10 protein-coding genes and 1 pseudogene are annotated in these 19,971 nt (G+C 49.3%); 10 read left to right on the plus strand and 1 reads right to left on the minus strand.

The features are described from left to right. The first annotated feature begins 39 nt into the window (after nt 1–39). From uvrB to galU, 10 genes and pseudogenes are all read left to right on the plus strand, one after another. Nucleotides 40–2,031: an excinuclease ABC subunit UvrB gene (gene uvrB / locus AAIH57_RS22715; RefSeq protein ID WP_153980105.1), complete on the plus strand. Its 1,992-nt coding sequence runs from the start codon at nt 40–42 to the stop codon at nt 2,029–2,031. Between the two features lie 762 nt (nt 2,032–2,793). Then, nucleotides 2,794–5,652: an excinuclease ABC subunit UvrA gene (gene uvrA / locus AAIH57_RS22720; protein WP_430023080.1), complete on the plus strand. Its 2,859-nt coding sequence runs from the start codon at nt 2,794–2,796 to the stop codon at nt 5,650–5,652. 9 nt (nt 5,653–5,661) lie between these two features. Then, on the plus strand, nt 5,662–5,928 hold the full coding sequence (locus tag AAIH57_RS22725) for a hypothetical protein (protein ID WP_430023081.1): 267 nt from the start codon (nt 5,662–5,664) through the stop codon (nt 5,926–5,928). 95 nt (nt 5,929–6,023) lie between these two features. Next, nucleotides 6,024–6,233, plus strand: a complete 210-nt coding sequence (locus AAIH57_RS22730) for a DUF2759 family protein (RefSeq protein ID WP_175394729.1) — start codon at nt 6,024–6,026, stop codon at nt 6,231–6,233. Nucleotides 6,234–6,503: 270 nt separating this feature from the next. Next, nucleotides 6,504–7,670: a S1C family serine protease gene (locus AAIH57_RS22735; RefSeq protein ID WP_430023082.1), complete on the plus strand. Its 1,167-nt coding sequence runs from the start codon at nt 6,504–6,506 to the stop codon at nt 7,668–7,670. Nucleotides 7,671–7,713: 43 nt separating this feature from the next. Further along, on the plus strand, nt 7,714–9,612 hold the full coding sequence (locus AAIH57_RS22740) for a stalk domain-containing protein (protein ID WP_430023083.1): 1,899 nt from the start codon (nt 7,714–7,716) through the stop codon (nt 9,610–9,612). Between the two features lie 310 nt (nt 9,613–9,922). After that, nucleotides 9,923–12,436, plus strand: a complete 2,514-nt coding sequence (locus AAIH57_RS22745; protein WP_341176251.1) for a U32 family peptidase — start codon at nt 9,923–9,925, stop codon at nt 12,434–12,436. Nucleotides 12,437–12,600: 164 nt separating this feature from the next. Next, nucleotides 12,601–12,840: pseudogene (locus AAIH57_RS22750) on the plus strand (SWIM zinc finger family protein); the annotation flags it as partial. 747 nt (nt 12,841–13,587) lie between these two features. Then, entirely contained in the window at nt 13,588–16,362 is a 2,775-nt protein-coding gene (locus tag AAIH57_RS22755) for a DEAD/DEAH box helicase (RefSeq protein WP_430023120.1), read from the plus strand. Between the two features lie 78 nt (nt 16,363–16,440). Further along, the gene (gene galU / locus AAIH57_RS22760) at nt 16,441–17,319 is read left to right on the plus strand and encodes a UTP--glucose-1-phosphate uridylyltransferase GalU (RefSeq protein ID WP_430023121.1); all 879 of its coding nucleotides are present in this window, start codon (nt 16,441–16,443) and stop codon (nt 17,317–17,319) included. A 104-nt stretch (nt 17,320–17,423) separates the two neighbouring features. On the opposite strand, the gene AAIH57_RS22765 is transcribed toward galU, so the two are convergent. Then, nucleotides 17,424–19,889, minus strand: a complete 2,466-nt coding sequence (locus tag AAIH57_RS22765) for an O-antigen ligase family protein (protein ID WP_430023084.1) — start codon at nt 19,887–19,889, stop codon at nt 17,424–17,426. Nucleotides 19,890–19,971: the final 82 nt, after the last annotated feature.

A 19,971-nucleotide genomic window follows, 5' to 3' on the forward strand; every position in this document is an offset into this window, starting at 1 on the left:
TAGTGACTATTATTTTAGACGATAGGGTGAGATACGGCAATGAGCGATATTATAATGAGCGACAAAACGTTCGAGATCGAGTCCGAGTTTTCTCCCCAAGGTGACCAGCCTGCTGCCATAGAAGAACTGGTGCAGGGTGTTCAGGAAGGGAAAAGATATCAGACACTGCTGGGTGCAACAGGAACAGGTAAGACGTTCACAATTGCGCAGACGATTGCCAAGCTGCAACGTCCCACGCTGATTATTGCCCACAATAAAACGCTGGCAGCACAACTTGCGAGTGAGTTCAAGGAATTCTTTCCAAACAACATGGTTGAGTATTTTGTCAGTTACTACGATTACTATCAGCCAGAAGCATATATTCCGTCTTCCGATACGTACATCGAGAAGGACTCAAGCATCAACGAGGAAATTGACAAGCTGCGTCACGCTGCAACCAGTTCATTGTTTGAACGCCGTGATGTCATTATTGTAGCGAGTGTATCCTGTATCTACGGTTTGGGATCGCCGCATGATTACTCCAGCATGCTATTGTCACTGCGCGTTGGAATGGAGAAACCGCGCAATCAGATTTTGTCCCGTCTGGTAGAGATTCAATATCAGCGGAATGATATCAACTTTGTGCGGGGCACGTTCCGTGTACGTGGCGACGTTGTTGAGATTTTCCCGGCATCCAAGGGTGAACATGCGATTCGGGTGGAGCTTTTTGGAGACGAGATCGAGAAGATTACGGAAATTGATGTGTTAACCGGAGAACTGATCGGTGAGCGCGATCATATTGCCATCTTCCCGGCATCTCACTTCGTAACCCAGGAAGAAACGATGCGGGTCGCACTCGTAAACATTGAGCGTGAACTGGAAGAGCGGCTTGAAGTGCTGCGCGAACAGGGTAAACTGCTGGAGGCACAGCGACTGGAGCAGCGTACGCGGTATGATATCGAGATGATGAAGGAAGTTGGATTTTGTTCAGGGATTGAGAACTATTCCGGACCGCTGACATTCCGTGAACGTGGCGATACACCGTATACCCTGCTGGATTACTTCCCGGATGATATGTTGATCGTGGTCGATGAGTCCCATGTGACCTTGCCACAGATCCGAGCGATGTATAACGGTGACCAGGCGCGGAAGACGGTTCTGGTTGATCACGGTTTCCGTCTGCCATCTGCACTGGATAACCGTCCGCTGAAGTTCGAAGAGTTCGAAGAGAAGATGAATCAGATTATCTATGTATCGGCGACACCTGGACCTTACGAGATTGAGCATACGGATACGATGGTGCAGCAGATCATTCGTCCAACCGGTCTCCTTGATCCGATTATTGAGCTTCGTCCAACGAAGGGACAGATTGATGATCTGATTGGTGAGATTAACGACCGGATTGCCAAGGACGAACGTGTACTCATTACAACGCTGACGAAGAAAATGTCCGAGGATCTGACCGATTACCTGAAGGAAATCGGAATCAAGGTGCGTTATCTGCACTCCGAGATCAAGACATTGGAACGTATGGCGATCCTGCGTGATCTGAGGCTGGGGACATTCCATGTGCTGATCGGAATCAACTTGCTAAGAGAAGGTTTGGATTTGCCGGAAGTTTCGCTTGTTGCGATTCTGGATGCCGATAAGGAAGGATTCCTTCGCTCTGAACGGTCACTGATCCAAACGATCGGTCGGGCAGCGCGGAACAGCGATGGTCGAGTTATTCTGTACGGCGACAAAGTGACCGATTCGATGGACAAAGCGATGAAGGAAACGGAACGCCGTCGTGAGATTCAAATTGCATATAACGAGAAGCATGGAATTACTCCACAGACGATTCGCAAAAAAGTGCGTGATGTGATTGAGGCTACCAAGGTTGCCGAATCCAAAAACGAGTATCTTACAGGCGCTGCCGAGAAGATGTCGAAGAAGGAACGCCAGTCGCTTATTCAGCGTCTTGAGGCTGAGATGAAAGATGCCGCCAAGAACCTGCAGTTTGAGCGTGCGGCTGAACTTCGCGATGCTTTGCTGGAGTTACGCGCAGAGTAAGTTGATAAATAGATATGCAACAAGAGAACGGCCAGACGGCCGTTCTCTTGTTGAGTAAAGAACCAGCAATCATTGACCGATAATTAGACATGTTGAAAAACTGGAATCAGGTCTATACTGGTAGAAAAGTTGAAATTGGTTAAAAGGTTTATAGGGAAAGTATTTGGAAGTCGTGTACTCGGGAGCCGAGCCAAAGGCAATGGCGACCTATCGCGAGCGAGGCGAAGCCGTGAGCGCCCCGGTGTTCAAGGGGAGCCGAGCCAAAGGCAATGGCGACCTACCGCGAGCGAGGCGAAGCCGTGAGCGTCCCGGTGTTCAAGGGGAGCCGAGCCAAAGGCAATGGCGACCTATCGCGAGCGAGGCGAAGCCGTGAGCGTTCCGGTGTTCAAGGGGAGCCGAGCCAAGGGCAATGGCGACCATCGCGAACGAGGCGAAGCCGTGAGCGTTCCGGTGTTTAGGGGAGCCGAGCCAAAGGCAATGGCGACCTACCGCGAACGAGGCGAAGCCGTGAGCGTCTTCTCGCAGTAGAGCAGCCTTCTAAGAGACCGGCAGCAGGCCGGGATCTTAGAAGAAGCTGCGGGCACACGACAAACCTTCACATAGCAAGACCCGACCCCTCACCAAGCACCGCCTGTTTCGGGTGTCCAGAGGGCTGCGCCCTTTGGGGCCCTCCCTTGGAAGGGAGGGTTTGGGTGGGATCGAAAAGCCTTAAAAAAGGGTTAGATTAGGTTGGAATCACAACATTGAGAGGATGGATACACATTGGCGAGCGAGAACATTGTCATTAAAGGTGCGCGAGCGCACAACCTAAAGAACATTGATATCACCATCCCGCGCGACCGTTTTGTCGTACTGACCGGTCTGAGTGGCTCAGGCAAGTCCTCGCTGGCTTTTGACACGATTTATGCCGAAGGACAGCGGCGTTATGTGGAATCATTATCTGCTTACGCACGTCAGTTTCTCGGGCAAATGGAGAAACCGGATGTCGATTCAATCGAGGGTCTGTCACCGGCCATTTCCATAGACCAAAAAACAACAAGTCGCAACCCGCGTTCCACGGTAGGAACGGTTACGGAAATCTATGACTACCTGCGTCTGTTATTTGCACGTGTGGGACATCCTCATTGCCCGGATCATGGAGTGGAGATCACTTCCCAGACGGTAGAGCAGATGGTAGACCGCGTGATGCAGTATCCGGAACGTACCCGGTTGCAGATTCTCGCACCAATTATCTCCGGCCGCAAGGGCGAGCACAAAGGTGTGTTTGCGGATGTATCCAAGCAGGGCTTCGTCCGTGTGCGGGTAAACGGGGAATTGCGTGATTTGTCCGAAGATATTCAGCTGGAAAAAAATAAAAAGCATACCATTGAAGTGGTCGTCGACAGGATCGTAGTCAAGGAAGATGTACAGGCCCGTCTGGCCGATTCCATTGAAACGGCACTTAATCTGTCCGGAGGACAACTGCTGGTTGATATTATGGGTGAAGAAGAGCTGCGCTTTAGTTCCAATTTTGCCTGCCCGGTGTGCGGATTCAGTATTGAAGAGCTGGCGCCACGGATGTTTTCCTTCAACAGTCCGTTCGGAGCCTGCCCGGATTGTGATGGACTGGGTGTAAAAATGATCGTAGACCCGGATTTGCTCGTTCCCGATCGCAGCAAAACGATTGAGGAAGGCGCATTTGATGCTTGGACAGGCGGTACGTCCACTTACTATCCGCAGTTCCTGAAATCGGTATGCGAACATTTCAACATTCCACAGGATGTACCAGTTGAGGATCTTCCAGCTGATCAGATGAACAAGTTGTTGATGGGTACAGGTTCGGAGAAAGTCCGTTTCCGGTATGAGAATGATTTTGGACAGCGCAAGGAAGCCATGGTTACCTTTGAAGGGATCGTTAACAATCTGGAACGGCGTTATCGGGAGACGGCATCCGAAGGGATTCGGGAGTTTATTGAAGGTTACATGAGTGCGAAGCCTTGTGGTACCTGCAAAGGGCACCGATTGAAACGGGAAAGCTTGGCGGTAACTATTAACGATCACAACATGGCGTATGTAACCAGCCTGTCCATCGGGGAAGCAGGTCGCTTCTTCGAATCTCTGCAGCTTAGCGAGAAGGAACAAGCTATTGCCAAACTGATTCTGAAAGAAATCAACAGCCGTCTCGGCTTCCTGGTGAATGTCGGTCTCGATTACCTGACCCTGAGCCGGGCTGCCGGAACGCTGTCCGGTGGTGAAGCTCAGCGTATTCGTCTGGCTACACAGATTGGTTCCAGCCTGATGGGCGTACTGTACATTCTCGACGAGCCGAGCATCGGTCTGCATCAACGGGATAATGATCGTCTGATCGCGACACTTGCTCATATGCGGGATATCGGTAACACCCTGATCGTCGTTGAGCATGATGAAGATACGATGCTGGCAGCCGACTATATTATCGACATCGGTCCGGGTGCAGGGATTCATGGTGGTACCATCATGTCACAAGGTACGCCGGAAGAGATTATGAATGACGAAAACTCATTGACAGGCCAGTACTTAAGTGGACGCAAGTTTATCCCGGTACGAACTGAACGCCGCAGCGTGGGAGACCGCTGGCTGGAAGTGCGCGGTGCCAAAGAGAATAACCTGAAGAACCTGAATGTGAAAATTCCGGTAGGTGTATTTACGGCGGTCACGGGTGTATCCGGCTCAGGTAAATCAACACTGATTAATGAAATTCTGTACAAAACACTCGCACGCGATCTGAACCGTGCACGTGTGCGTCCTGGACAGCATAAAGAGATCCGGGGTCTCGAACATATCGATAAGGTCATCGATATTGACCAGTCGCCAATTGGCCGCACACCGCGTTCCAACCCGGCTACGTACACAGGTGTCTTTGATGATATCCGTGATCTGTTTGCCCAGACGAATGAAGCGAAAGTGCGTGGCTATAAAAAAGGCCGGTTCAGCTTCAACATCAAAGGCGGACGCTGTGAGGCTTGCCGCGGGGATGGAATCATCAAGATTGAGATGCACTTCCTGCCCGATGTCTATGTCCCTTGTGAAGTCTGCAAAGGCAAACGGTACAACCGGGAAACGCTTGAAGTGAAATATAAAAACAAAAATATTGCCGATGTACTCGAAATGACCGTTGAGGATGCCACGCATTTCTTCGAGAACATTCCAAAAATTCATCGCAAATTGCAAACACTGCTTGATGTAGGCCTTGGCTATATTAACTTGGGTCAACCTGCAACGACATTGTCCGGTGGTGAAGCCCAGCGTGTGAAGCTTGCTTCCGAGTTGTACCGCCGCAGTACAGGCAAAACCATTTATATTCTGGACGAGCCTACAACGGGTCTTCATGTCGATGATATCGACCGTTTGCTGAATGTACTTCATCGTCTGGTGGATTCGGGTGAATCGGTTTTGGTGATTGAGCATAACCTGGACGTTATCAAAACAGCCGATTATATCGTGGATCTGGGTCCTGAAGGTGGTAGTGGTGGCGGAACCATCGTTGCGACGGGTACGCCGGAGGATATTATTAAGGTGGAAGCCTCTTATACAGGCAAGTACCTAAAACCAGTATTGGAACGCGACACGGAACGAAGCAAGACGCTGCAATTGACAGAGTAGGCAGTATGAATGTATGGAAACCATGATGTATATCCTGACAACCTGCTCATGGCAGATCAGGGTAGATCATATTTATATTCAATGACCCTTCTTTTTGTTGAAGGGCGAGGCATTGATTTTCCGATGAATGCCCTGCTCTTCCGAAAAGAGGGGTCATTTAATTATGCCACCTTAGTGAGCATTATGGTGGTGTTATTGAAAGTGTTTACATATCAGATGGGACAAGCATTACAGGGATCAAAGTCCGAACTGGATTTTTTTCATTTTTCTGGATGATAGGGCTTGCATTACTAGCGGGGGACAGATAACATAGAGGAAGATATTAGGGTATACGTTAGCTGTTCAACTATGGTGAGGAGGTCTGTCTATCCATGCTGTTTGCGGAAGCTGCCACGGCGAGTACATCCAATTTTAATGCATTTGATATTTTTGTCCTCTTATTTACGATCATTATTTTCATTGGCGTGGTTCGCCTGCTTCGAGCACCGAAGAAAAATCTGTTTGCAATCGGATTTGCAGTGGTTAGTTTGCTTGTCTTTCTTATGACGGATTATGCGATGATTAAGAACTGGTTCAGTTAGGGAGATCCTTCTAAGGCATTTGAAAATAGCAAAGGGAACAGACAAAACACTTTCCAGAGAAATAGCGGAGGGTGTTTTTTGTGTTGGTGGGCAACGTGCGAAGCAAACATTGTACAAGTAATAGTAGGACTGAAAACATTTGTACAGGAAGAATATGTATGTTAAATTGGAGGATACCGGTATAGCAGATGATAGAGAAAAGAAATCCATAGATTTGGATGGTAGGATGGTTGCATAACGGAGGATATATGGAGAGGGTTTGGTGAAAAGATGAGATCGTTGGGGAAAAAGTGCATGGCGATGTGCATAGCTGCTGTACTCTCGTTTAGTGCTGTGGCTACGGCTGGTGCGGCAGAGTCGACAGGTGGCATGAAAGCAAAAGTAGTCGATGGACAAGTGTATGTTAGTGCTGTTGACTTGGTTAAGGCCATTGGTGGAGACGGACAATATGATGCCAAAACCGGAACCTATCAGTACAAGGGCAATGAAGCTATTCCTAAAGTGATTGAGAAGGTGTCGCCATCCGTAGTTGGCATCATCGGCAAAGCGGACGAGGGACAAGAAGGAAGCACAACCGACCGTTATAACCTGGCTCATGGTACAGGCGTCATTATACGCTCCAATGGCTGGATTGTGACCAACGCACACGTGGTGGATGGATTAAGCAATGCCGTTGTCGTGACGACCGATGGCAATACATATAAAATTACAAAAACATATAGTGATCCTCTGAGTGATCTGGCTCTGATCAAAATTAATGCCAAATCGCTCAAACCGGCGACATTCGCCAAAGCTTCCCAGACCTCGGTCGGTGAGACGGTTATCGCTATTGGAACACCCATTTCCTTTTCTCTGCGAAATTCGGCAACGGTAGGTGTCATTAGTGGTCTGAACCGCGGGGTTGAAGCAACCTATCGCTTGATTCAGACAGACACAGCCATTAATCCGGGGAACAGCGGGGGACCTCTGGTTAACCTCAAGGGGGAGGTCGTCGGCATTAATTCAATGAAATTTTCAGCGGTGGGTGTTGAGAATATGGGATTCTCGATTCCTGTGGATACCGTTCAATATATCATTAATCAGTTTTTTGAATACGGCAAAATAAAACGTGCAAGTCTCGGTTTGCAGCTGGAAGAGAGTTGGTCTGCGATTGTGGGTCTGCCTACAGAAGATCCATTAACGATCACGGGTGTACTGTCCAATGAAGCGAAGAAAGCCAAGATTAAGGAAGGGGACGTCTTATACAGCGTGGGGGGCACGCGTGTTTCTTCCGTAGTGGATATTAATGAACTGCTCAAGAAGTATACCCCAGGGCAAAAGGTGAAGCTGTTGATGCAGACCGACGGAGATATCGTCACACGTACTTTGGTACTTGCGGATCGCGCGGATATTCAGGACGTGGAAGATGAGCCGTTTCCGGTAGAGGAAGAACAATAAATCCCGGTGAGCGACCCGGAATCAGAGAGGACGATTGAACGGAATGAAGAAGTCATTTTTACGTGTGCTCAGCACAGGGATGTTGACCGGGATGCTGACCATCGGTGCTGTTATGCCTGTATGGGCAGCCGAGTATACAACGAGTGAACTGCGGATTCAAGCGGGAAGCTCAAGTGCCTACATTAACGGCAGCAAGCAGGCTATCGCCAAACCGTATAAGGTCAAGGGCGTGACGATGGTACCCGTGGGTGTGTTCAAAAAGGCGTTTGGCAGCGAAATTCGGCTGGAGAAAAATGATGTCGTCAAAATCAAGGAAGGTCCCCATACCGTTACCTTAACCATTGGCAGTTCCATTGGCTGGGTGGACGGAGTCAAAAAAGAGATGGGCACTGCTCCCAAAATGGTGAATGGTGTGCTGATGGTTCCACTTCGTCCGGTAGCTGCGGGCATTGGAGCAACAATCGCTCCAAGCAGTTCGGGGGAAGTAGTCATCCGGTTATTGCAGACCGATGATTCCGTGGATGAGGATGAGGACGGTATTAACCTCGATGCAGGCAAAACAAGAATCGGCAACAGTTATTACGGCTGGTCCATTAATTACCCGGCGGACCTGATGGTCTTACAGACGGGTGAGCAGGAACGCATGATGACTTTTGGCTCCGCGGACAGCAGCTATTATCTCGAAGTGTACGTCAGTGATCAGGATGTGGCGCTGGATTCGGATGACATGCTGCAGCAGTTGGTGCAGGAAGCAAAACAGTCGGGAGATACGGTGCTGGACCGGGAATCGGTTTCCAAAGGCAAGACACCTTATGCTCGAATTGTAGTAAAAGATGTGGATGGCATGTTATGGGAGATGCGTCAGTACATTAATGATGGGCGTCAATATGACGTTTACCTGGCGGATTATGATGCACTGAACTACAAGGATCTGAACAAACGTGCCGCGCTCCTCAACTCATTCCAGCCTACTTATGTTCAGTCGGATCGGACCATTAAGGATCTATCCACCGTAGATAATGGCATGCGTTCCGCATGGAATGACGACTACGGCATCGAACTGAATGTCCCAGCTGGCTGGTCCATGGATAATACACAGATGACTTATGAGTCCAAAGATGGTGCGTTTCTGCAATTGCGCGTGACCTCAGCGCCAACTGGGGCAACCGTAAAAGACTGGAGCGGCCAACTGGACAAATGGATGCGAGAAACGTTCACACCCGAAAGTTATGAACCGATTCGTTCGTATACCATAGATGTTTCTGGCGAAACGGCGGAAGTTAATGAGTTCCGTTATAACTTCGGTGATGGATGGCAGACAGAGTTCGATGTTCTTTTGCAGAAGAACGGTTATCGCTATTACGCGGAGTACACATTCCCTGAAGAGCAGACTCAGGATCGGGAATGGTTTGAGCGGATCATGAAGAGCATTGTAATTGATTTTGATACGGTATCCGATAACTTCGGTCAGCTGGATGAAGATCCGTATTTGACGGATAAAACGAAGACGATAACACGCACGTCCAAACGGTACCAGTACAGTGTGGATATTCCGCGCTACTGGACGGCGTATAATGACAGATTTGAGTATTCTCCAGTCGTATACACCTTCACAGGTGGACAATTCTCCATCAACGTGACTGAAGAGCAATCGGTTGAAATGACCGTCAGTCAACTGAGAGAGGCCTATGAGGAAGCTGCGAAAACGCGGAAAAACTTCAAGCTGCTGAACAGTGGAGAGATGACCATTGCAGGCGTGCCAGCGTTTTCCTTTACGTATCATGAACTGGACAATGGTGTGCCGTATACCGGGCAGCAAATTGTTTTTGAACAGAATGGAACGACGTATACGATTACGACGGGGCTGAATGATGCCAATAAAACCGATGTTCAGACTGCAGCGCTGGAAAAAGCGGTGAATTCATTTACTTTTACGAAATAATGAAGTTATGCCGGAGGGTCAGAGACCATCCGGTTTTTTCGTTGTAAGATGGAAATGAAAATGGTAAACGGTTTTTTCAGGAAAGCGTAGAAGAGTGAGTGCAGAAGTGTTACAATATATTAGTTCAGGAGTTATGACTGCTGATCTGATAAATAAAGATGACTGTAGGCTTGAGAATCAGGCAATACAGACATAATGTATAGATATAGCGATACAGTGACAATGAAGACGTACAGAATGAAGGTACAAGCTAAGCGTATGAGGATACAGGGATGAAATCCGGCCACGGCCGGTTATGGGGAGGATCTACATGAAAACAGCAACATTACGAAGAGAAGACGTCGAGCTTCTGGCACCCGCAGGTGACTGGGATTGTATGCGTTCGGCGGTAGCCAATGGCGCGGATGCGATTTTCTTCGGAGTCGAAAAGTTTAATGCACGGGCACGCGCGAACAATTTCCGCATGGAAGAGCTGCCGGAGATTATGGCGTTTTTGCACAGTTATGGCGTAAAAGGGTTTTTGACCTTTAATATATTGATTTTTGAAAATGAATTGACGGATGCCAAGGAACTGATCGACGCATGTGTCGATGCAGGCGTGGACGCCGTGATTGTACAGGATTTGGGCTTGGTCAAATTGATTCGCGAAATCTCACCGGATTTCCCGATTCACGGTTCCACTCAGATGACGATTACATCACCGGAAGCGGTCGAGTTTACGAAGCCGTTTGATATGGAACGTGTCGTTCTTGGACGGGAGAACAATCTGAAGCAGATTCAGAAGATTGGGGAACAGGCGAAGCTTCCGATGGAAGTTTTCGTGCATGGTGCGCTGTGTGTGTCGTATTCAGGACAATGTCTGACCTCCGAAATGTGGGGCGGACGTTCTGCGAACCGCGGGGAATGTGCTCAGGCTTGCCGTTTGCCATATGACTTGATGATCGACGGAGAGCATAAGCCGATGGGTGATGTGGCATATCTGCTGTCTCCGAAGGATCTGGCGGCAATTGACCTGATGCCGGAACTGATCGAGGCAGGCGTAACTTCCTTCAAAATCGAAGGACGTCTCAAAACGCCTGAATACGTGGCGAACGTAGTCAGCAAATATCGCAAAGCAATCGACCGTTACTTCGACGGTGACAATACGCCACCAAGCAAGGAAGAAATCCGTGAGCTGCAGCAAAGCTTCTCTCGTGGATTCACGCACGGTTTCCTGGATGGTACGAACAACAAACAGCTGGTTGACGGTACGTTCCCGAAAAGTCGTGGTGTCTACCTTGGTCGCGTGGATCAAGTCCTGCGTGATGGTGTGGTCCTCAAACTGGATGCCCCCGTTAAACGTGGAGACGGTATTGTATTCGACGCTGGCGATCCAACGCAGAAGGAAGAAGGCGGACGCGTATACGATGTACGTCGCAAGGGCGTGAAAATCGAAGGCGAAGCTGGTGAAGGCTGGATCGTGGACATCGTGCCAGGCCGCAGTGACGTGGACCTGCGCCGCGTGAAGGTTGGCGACAAAGTATGGAAAACGAATGACCCTGCGCTGGACAAACGTCTGCGTCAAAGCTTTGAAACCGAGAAGCCGTACCGCGTATTCCCGGTAAAAGTAAAAGTGATCGGCAGCCCAGGGCAGCCGCTGAGCACTTGGTGGACAGACGTGCAGAAAGGCACGACCGTCCGGATCGATTCCGAGATGGAACTGGATATTGCCCAGAAGCGTCCGATGACTTATGAATTGCTCGAGGAGCAATTCGGACGTCTGGGCGGAACGGTGTTCCAACTGGAGGAACTGGACGTCAACCTGCACGGTGACGTCATCATCCCGATGCGCGAGCTGAATAACATTCGCCGTCAGGCGGTGGAACAGCTCGCGGGCGAGCGCCCTAAACCGCCCGTCTACGTGAAACGGGCGGTAGAGGTTTACGGCGATGCGGTTAAACCGGCATCGCCAGTGGCTCGCGGTCAAGCGGAGCTGACCGCGCTCTGCCGCAGCCTGCCTCAAGTAGAGGCAGCGCTGGAAGCGGGTGTCGGCATGATCTATGCCGACTTCGAGTTTATCAAGCAGTTCCCGGCAGCCGTGGAAGCCGTACATGCTGCTGGCCGCAAGATTGCCTTGGCAACGCCGCGTATTCACATGCCTGGCGAGAACGGATACCACAACAATATCCTGCGTTTGAAGCCGGATGCCGTGCTGGTACGTAATACAGGTGCATTGTACTTCTACCTGCGCCACCGGATGGAGAACCCGGATGCGAAGCACCCGGAACTGATCGGTGACTTCTCATTGAACATCGCCAATCACAAAGCGGTGGAACTGTTCCTGGAAGCAGGATGTGACTGGATCACACCATCTTATGACCTGAACATTCAACAAATGGTCGATCTCCTGGGTAATTCCCGTACAAGCCAGACCGAAGTGGTTATTCATCAGCATCTGCCGATGTTCCATACGGAGCACTGCGTGTACTGTACGTTTATGAGTGAAGGAACGGATTACACCAACTGTGGACGTCCTTGTGAGGAACAGCGGGCATCCCTGCAAGACCGGATTGGCATGTCCCACCCGGTACGTGTGGATGAAGGCTGCCGCAATACCGTTTATAACGCAGTGGAACAGTCGGGTGCCGAGTATCTGACCAACTTTATGGACCTGGGTGTATCCCGTTACCGTGTGGAGTTCCTGGAAGAGACACCGGAGCAGGTTATGGAAGTTATTGACCTGTACAACCGTGCACTTCGCGGCGAGATCAGCGGTACACAAGTTTGGAAAACATTGAAAGCAACCAACCAACTGGGCGTTACACGCGGTCAATTGGTGAAATAAATGGATCGTAGGCTATAACAACAGGTTTCAAGCATGAAGCAACCCCAAACTCTGCGTTACGGAGCTCTTGGGGTTTTTTCTGTAAAAGGGACAGGTGGATTGAGAGTTACTCTTAACAAGCCAGAACGCATAAGGAGGCGAAACACGTGGCGCCATTCACCATGATGGATATCAAATTGCTGTGCGGGGTCACGGCATTCAAACGAGGGGAAGCCTATAACCAATCCGGCAGGGTAACCAATCTGGTTGTCAGTGATGATCAGCGTCATTATGAAGCACTGGTGCGTGGTACGGAGCGATATCAGGTGAAGGTGGATTTGGACGAAAAAGGGGAGATTGCGGCGGAATGCAGTTGTCCAGGCGACGGCCGATATTATGACTATTGCAAACATGTCGCTGCAGTCCTGCTGGCGATTCACGAATGGGGTGAGCAGCAGGAGCTTAACGCTGCGGGTAGATCTCAGACATCATCCAAACCTTCCTCAGGAAATTCTCCTAGCTCTGGTATAGGCTCCAACTCCAGAGTAGGTACGCTGGTGGAAGAGAAAGATTGGGAGCGTCCGAACTCTTCTTCAATCATAGACTCGGCTAGGAATGACAGCCCGGAGAGGCACGAAATATCAAATTCAAAACCGTATACGGAGTCTAACACGAGTACGTCTTCGCACGCTTTTGCACAAAAGGATGTATCCTTGGCTTCCGAGTTCAATCTTCGTGCTGATGCGGATCAGCAAGCGATTCCCCATTTTGCTCAGGCAGGTCGTCCAAGTTCCGCCCCTGGCTGGGGACGCTCGGCAGACAAACCTTCATATCGTACAGCTGACCAGATTCTGTCCATGTTTACCAAGGAACGCGGTCCCATGCATGCGGGTGAACGTAAATATACGGCGCCTGTCACCCGCTCATCGCTGCGGGAAGAGCTGCAGGTACAGTTTATATGCAAGCTTGTACAGGTTCATAAAGGGGGAGCCAAGCTCGCGCTGGAACTCAAGGTCGGAAGCAAGCGGCTGTACGTGGTGCAAAAGGTGAAGCAATTCCTGAACTGCGTCGAGAAGGGCGAGCCGATGTCGTTTACCAAATTATTTTTCTATGACCCTTCGATGCATTATTTCAGCCCTCAGGATCAGGCAATTCTGTCCATGCTGATTCGAATGAGACAGAGTGAGGAAGCGTATCGTGAATCGATCTCCGGTTATTTGGGCGCTTCGGATGGCCGGGATATATTGATTGCGCCGTTGGTGTGGAAACCGCTGCTGGAATTGCTGCTTCAGGCCGATAGCCGGATGGAAGGTACGGGACTCGCAAACGGACCGCTCACATTGGGAGAGGGTGCGCTGCCTCTGTTTTACCGGATTGCTCAGGGGGCGAATGAAGGGTACCAGCTCGAAATCTCTGGTTTACGTGAGCTGATTCTTCTTCCTGCCTATGATGCTGCCGTGGTGGAAGGGCAACTGCACATGTTGGAGCCGGCGCAGATGCGAAGTCTGGAGGATTTGAGCAGAGCGCTCACCTCGTATGGGATCAAGGAAAGCATCGATATTTCGTCTCAGCAAGTCGATGAGTTTGTGCAGCATGTGGTGCCGGAACTGCGTACGCTTGGACATCTATCGATCGATGCCCAGGTGAGAGAACGAATCGCAGAGCCGGAGCTCGTGCCGAAGCTCTATATTGATTTTTATCGGGAACGAATCACTGCACGTCTGGAGTTTGATTATGGTGTGATGGTCATTAACCCGCTGGCTGAGTATCTGATCGATGAAGAAGAGAAAAAGGTTATTTTGGTGCGTGACCGCCATGCCGAGCGAAATCTGATTGATCGACTCGATCGATCCTTTCTGGAACGGGAAGGCAGCGTGTGGGCGAGTGAACGTGAAGATGCCATCTATGATGTGATGTATCATTTGGTGCCTGAATTGGAGCATCAGGTGGACATCTATGTGCCAAATGCGGTGAAGGCCATGATGCAATCCTATCAGACACCTCCCAAAGTCCGGGCAGATCTGGGGAAAGGATTGGACTGGCTGGAGATTTCGTTTGAAATCGAAGGCGTGAACGAACAGGAACTTCAGGAAATCATGCGCAGCATTGTGGAAAAGAAACCTTATTTCCGCTTGCGTAGCGGTGTCTTTCTTTCGCTTGAAAATGAAGGAGCAGACAGCTTCGCCCACATGGCGGATTCGCTGGGACTGGGAGCGGGCGATATCAAAGGCAGCCATATTCGCCTGCCTGCTGTACGAGCGCTGCAGCTTCCTGGCCGAGATGAGGTTTCCGGACATGTGAAATGGGGCGGTTCCCTCAAGCGCTTCTTGGATGATCTTCGTGATCCTGAGCGGATGGATTTTGCGCTGCCGAATGCGCTCGCTCCCGTGTTGCGGGATTATCAGGCCAGTGGATATCAGTGGCTGCGTACACTCGCTTTTTATCGTTTTGGCGGTATTCTGGCCGATGATATGGGGCTCGGCAAAACGTTGCAAAGCATCGCCTATATTACGGCAGAGCTGAGAGAAAAGCGGATTTTAAACGGAGATATCGGGGGACTCGATAGTTACGGGAAGAACGGGATATTGGGAGAGGGCGCTTCAGAGGCTGCTCATTCAGGGATTGATCCTATAACGGGATTGCCATGGAATGAGGCGTCTGTGGTAGGGCTAGGTGACAATTATGATGCATCGGGAACATCGCAGGGTGGATTAACCATCCGAAGCCAGGCAGCACATCCTCCCGTGCTTGTGGTTGCGCCCGCATCATTGACCTATAACTGGGCTAATGAGTTTGCACGTTTTGCCCCGCATTTACGCTTTCTTATCGCTGCAGGACAAAAAGAAGAACGAGCCACCATGTTGGCAGGTATGGATCAGGCGGATGTAATTGTAACATCCTATCCGCTGCTGCGTCGGGATCTGGACACCTATCTGGGCAGAACGTTTCACACGCTTATTCTGGACGAGGCTCAGGCGATCAAGAATGCCTCCTCACAGACGGCCCAGGCGGTTAAACAGATCCAAGCGCCTCGCCGTTTTGCGCTTACAGGAACGCCTGTTGAGAACTCGCTGGATGAGCTGTGGTCAATCTTCGAAGCGGTATTCCCTGGACTGTTTCCAAGCTATCGCAGATTCCGCGATCTGCCTCCTGAACGCATTGCCCGGATGGTCCGTCCGTTCATTCTCCGCCGCCTGAAAAAGGACGTGCTGGAAGAACTGCCGGATCGTATTGAGACGGTACAGCGCTCCGAGCTGACGGTTGAGCAGAAGAAGCTGTATGCCGCCTATCTCTCACAGCTTCAGGATGAGACATCCAAAGATATGGAGGAGAACGGTTTCCAGAAGAATCGGATCAAAATACTCGCCGGCATCACCCGCTTACGCCAGTTGTGCTGTCACCCGGCCCTGTTTGTTGAAGGCTATCAAGGAGACTCAGGCAAGATGGAGCAGCTGCTGGAGACAGTTCAGGATTGTCTCGCAGCAGGCAAGCGGATTCTGATCTTCTCCCAATTTGCAAGCATGCTGAACCTGATCCGGCAGACGCTCGCCGCGCAGGGAAGGAATCTGTTTTATCTGGATGGACAGACACCATCTCAGAGTCGCGTCGACATGTGCCGCAGATTCAATGAGGGGGAAGGTGAGCTGTTCCTGATCTCAATGAAAGCTGGCGGTACCGGATTGAACTTAACGGGTGCCGACACCGTCATTTTATATGACCTGTGGTGGAATCCCGCAGTGGAGGAACAGGCCATTGGACGAGCTCATCGGATGGGGCAGAAGCAAGTCGTGCAGGTCATCCGACTGATTACGGAAGGCACGATTGAAGAGAAGATTCTGGAACTCCAGCAGCGGAAGAAGGATCTGATTGCCGAAGTAATCGAACCTGGAGATGGGGGATCGACGACTTTATCCGAGCAGGATATCCGGGAGCTGTTGATGGTATAATGAAGTCCAATCATATTGGAGCTTGCCATCATTAAATATATTAAAATATGACTCTATCTAGCAAAGGAGTGGGTTCAGCTGCGAATCCGCAAAGCCATTATTCCGGCTGCCGGGCTGGGTACCCGGTTTCTGCCTGCAACCAAGGCCATGCCGAAGGAAATGCTGCCCATCGTTGATAAGCCGACAATTCAGTACATTATCGAAGAAGCAGTAGCTTCGGGTATTGAAGATATCATTATCGTTACAGGTAAAGGGAAGCGGGCCATCGAGGACCACTTCGACTATTCATTCGAACTGGAGCAGAATCTGGCAGGTAAACAGAAGTGGGACTTGCTGAATGAAGTTCGCAAACCTTCCGAGATGGCAGATATTCATTATATCCGTCAAAAGGAACCCAAGGGCCTCGGCCATGCCATATGGTGCGCCCGTAAGTTCATCGGAAACGAACCGTTTGCTGTCCTTCTCGGGGATGACATTGTGGAATCGGAAGATCCTTGTCTGGGGCAGATGATCGAAGTCTATGACGAATTGCAATCCCCGATCGTAGGAGTACAGCCTGTCGATTGGAGCGAAGTATCTCGTTACGGAATTGTGGACGGAGAGCTAGTTTCGCCAACCGATGATCGTGTATTCCGTGCACGCCGTTTAATTGAGAAACCGAAGACGGAAGACGCACCTTCAAATCTTGCCATCATGGGACGTTATATTCTTACTCCAGATATTTTTGATATTTTAGGTCAGCAGTCTGCCGGTGTCGGAGGAGAGATTCAGTTAACGGATGCCTTATCCCGTCTGAACGACCAGCGGCAGATTCTTGCCTATCATTTTGACGGCCTGCGTCATGACGTGGGGGAGAAGCTAGGCTTTATTGAAACGACGATTCATTATGCCCTTCAGCGCCCGGATCTTAGGGATGATCTGCTAGACTACTTAAAGAAGATCGTGGCGTCGAACTAGTGAATTTTCTATGGAATAGATCAAAAAAAGGTTTGCCCTTGGTAGGGCAAACCTTTTTTTGATGTGAAATTAATATTAATAGAGTCGTTAGAACATTCTTTTAATTAGAAGTTCAGTTCAGCAATCTGTTTAATCTCGTCTGCTTCGTTCGGTGCGACAGCAATCAACTTATCATATACTGCTTGATCCTGTTCTCCATCCTTAGTCAGAGCAGCAAGGTACCAACGGACAATTTCACGGTTAGTAGCATCGGACAGATCCTCTGCAATTCCACCCTTAAGAATAGTAGCAGCTCCGGCAGAATCGTTTGACATATATTTCATTTTACCTGCATTTAGAATCATTGTTGGAGTGAGCTCAAATGGCTGTCCTTGAAGCTGCCCTTCAGGGAGAGTCTTCAGATGCTCTACGCCATCAACAACGTGCTGGTAAGCATCCAGACCTGAAGTGAAGTAAGATTCCTTCTTAGCCGTATCGCCTTGTCCGAGTGCCTGATATCCGAGATCGAACGAACGGCTAATCAGCGTCTCGTACCAATCCATATCCCAGATATAGTTGTTGGCATATTCTTTTTGGAGAGTATAGGCTTGGTCTGATTCACCTTTAAGCTCATAAAATTGGATTAGCTGTTTAACCATACTTTTGTTATACGGCTCTGCTTGTAGTCCCTTTTGAAGGAGATCTATGCCAGCCATATAGAACTGATCATCTTGCGTCTGTTCGAAACCTTGCTGATAGAGAGCAGATAGCGTCAAGAGAGAGTCAGAGTGTGTACTACGTATGGTCAGGTCTTTATCCAAAGCAGCTTTAATCTCTTCAAAAGATTGGCTGGTTTGTGCAACCTCCTTGGCTGCATTCGCATATTGATTTGCTTGCAAAAAGCGCACAGATACAATCAAAAGTATGATGATCGATACTCCGGCGATTGCAGTATAGATACCTCGTGCAGCCGATGGGCTTACTTTCAAACGTTGTACGGGCCGTGGTTCGATCGCTGCCGCCATTCCCCCAAACCCGATAAACACCAGCATGCCGATGAAGACGTAACTCATGTTGAAATCGAGAAGACTCAGTACCAGAATGGTCATGGACAAAATGAAAAATACAAAATGCGACTCTCTTTCGCTTTCATCTCTTCGCAAGTAGCTGCGAACGAATTGATAGAAGATATACAGAATAAATGCCATGAAAATGATAAATCCGATGATTCCGACTTCTACGAGATACTGCATGAAGAAGTTATGTGCCTGTGCACTTACATAAGGATTGTTTTGATATTTTTCGTACAGTGCAGTCCAAGCGCCACCGCCTGCACCAATCAAAGGATAGTCAGCTATGACCTTGACGGCATCTTTGTAGAAGGTTAGCCTTTCCAGGACACTGTGCTGCTGGAAGTTGATGTTTTCTAGACGCGTACTGATACTATCAGGCAGAATGTTTCGAAGACTGGTACCCAACAGAAGCACTGCCGCAATAATGGCGAAGAGTGCTGAGCCAAGCGGGATCCAGAGGCTTGCGCCTTTGCGATTCCCCCAGGATTGGAGCTTTGCTTCCAACTTGGGAGCGATCCAGTGTTGAAGAGCCCAAATAATGACTGCAACAACGATGGAAGCGGCAATCAAGTAGATCCAGCCTTTGGATGCAAGTCCGGCAGTGAATTGCTGCTGTAATTCGAGTCCAGCGTTATTGACCGGATTCAGGATGAGAATTGTACCTATTCCTGATATGGCAAGATAAATGAACCATAAGATCTGTTTTGCTGGTTTAAGAAACAACAGGATGATCACGAACACGATTGGCATCATTACAAGTCCTGTCCGTGACAGTGTAAGCAACAGGGACAGCAAGATGGGAACAAGCATGAATCCGTGGACCAACTGCATATATACCTTTTTGGTGCGGATCAGGCTAAAGATGCTAATAAACAAAAAAGCCATCAGAAATGCTGCGTATGTATTTGGGTACTGGAATATGGAAGCTAGCCGTGGACCATTGGCATCATTCCAAATCGCTTGGTTATATACCCCGTTGACTACGCCTGAAGAGAACCAGCCAACCAGCTTGCCCGCAAAACTGAAGGCTCCCAGCCAGTTCAACAATCCAAAACCTACAATTACATATGCAATTCCTATTAAGGAAGATTGTATGATATGATTGATTTGTTTGTTCTGGAGCAAGTACATCGTCATGATGAACAACATGGTATAGATGCACTGAATTAGAATCATGTTGACTGCCAAGTATTTCGAAGCTGCACTGATCAGTGATAGGATGTAGGTAAGTGGCAGCAGGAGGACGGCTAATTTTAGCCAATCTCGTTGGGAGTCTAGTGAGATGTTTTTGTAGTAGACTACAGCCCAGACAATAAAGAGGAGGCTTGTAATTACTAGTGCCCAATAAATGGGGCCTTCAAATTGAAGCAATTGTCCGTTAAATAACGCAACTTGAAATGAAGACCAGAGTAAAAATAAGATAAGTCCTACAGACAATGTCCATAAAAGCGGTGATGCCGAACTTGAACTGGCCTTGCTCGACGTCTTTTTTTGTTTACCGTATACTGGATTCGACAAGGTTTGATTCTCCTTTGCTTGTAGATACGACAGTAATTTTAGCATATAAATAAGAGTTAGAGCGAATGTTTGAGCAAGTAGT

Origin of the sequence: Paenibacillus sp. MABNR03 (assembly GCF_050455445.1) — a bacterium.
Lineage (GTDB): Bacteria > Bacillota > Bacilli > Paenibacillales > Paenibacillaceae > Paenibacillus > Paenibacillus xylanilyticus.

Bases quoted from the DNA above. Each gene is read 5' to 3' on its own strand.
- AAIH57_RS22755 (WP_430023120.1), top strand. From the start codon at position 13,588: ATGAGACAGAGTGAGGAAGCGTATCGTGAATCGATCTCCGGTTATTTG.
- AAIH57_RS22745 (WP_341176251.1), top strand. From the start codon at position 9,923: ATGAAAACAGCAACATTACGAAGAGAAGACGTCGAGCTTCTGGCACCC.
- AAIH57_RS22740 (WP_430023083.1), top strand. From the start codon at position 7,714: ATGAAGAAGTCATTTTTACGTGTGCTCAGCACAGGGATGTTGACCGGG.
- AAIH57_RS22735 (WP_430023082.1), top strand. From the start codon at position 6,504: ATGAGATCGTTGGGGAAAAAGTGCATGGCGATGTGCATAGCTGCTGTA.
- uvrB (WP_153980105.1), top strand. From the start codon at position 40: ATGAGCGATATTATAATGAGCGACAAAACGTTCGAGATCGAGTCCGAG.
- AAIH57_RS22730 (WP_175394729.1), top strand. From the start codon at position 6,024: ATGCTGTTTGCGGAAGCTGCCACGGCGAGTACATCCAATTTTAATGCA.
- AAIH57_RS22725 (WP_430023081.1), top strand. From the start codon at position 5,662: ATGTATGGAAACCATGATGTATATCCTGACAACCTGCTCATGGCAGAT.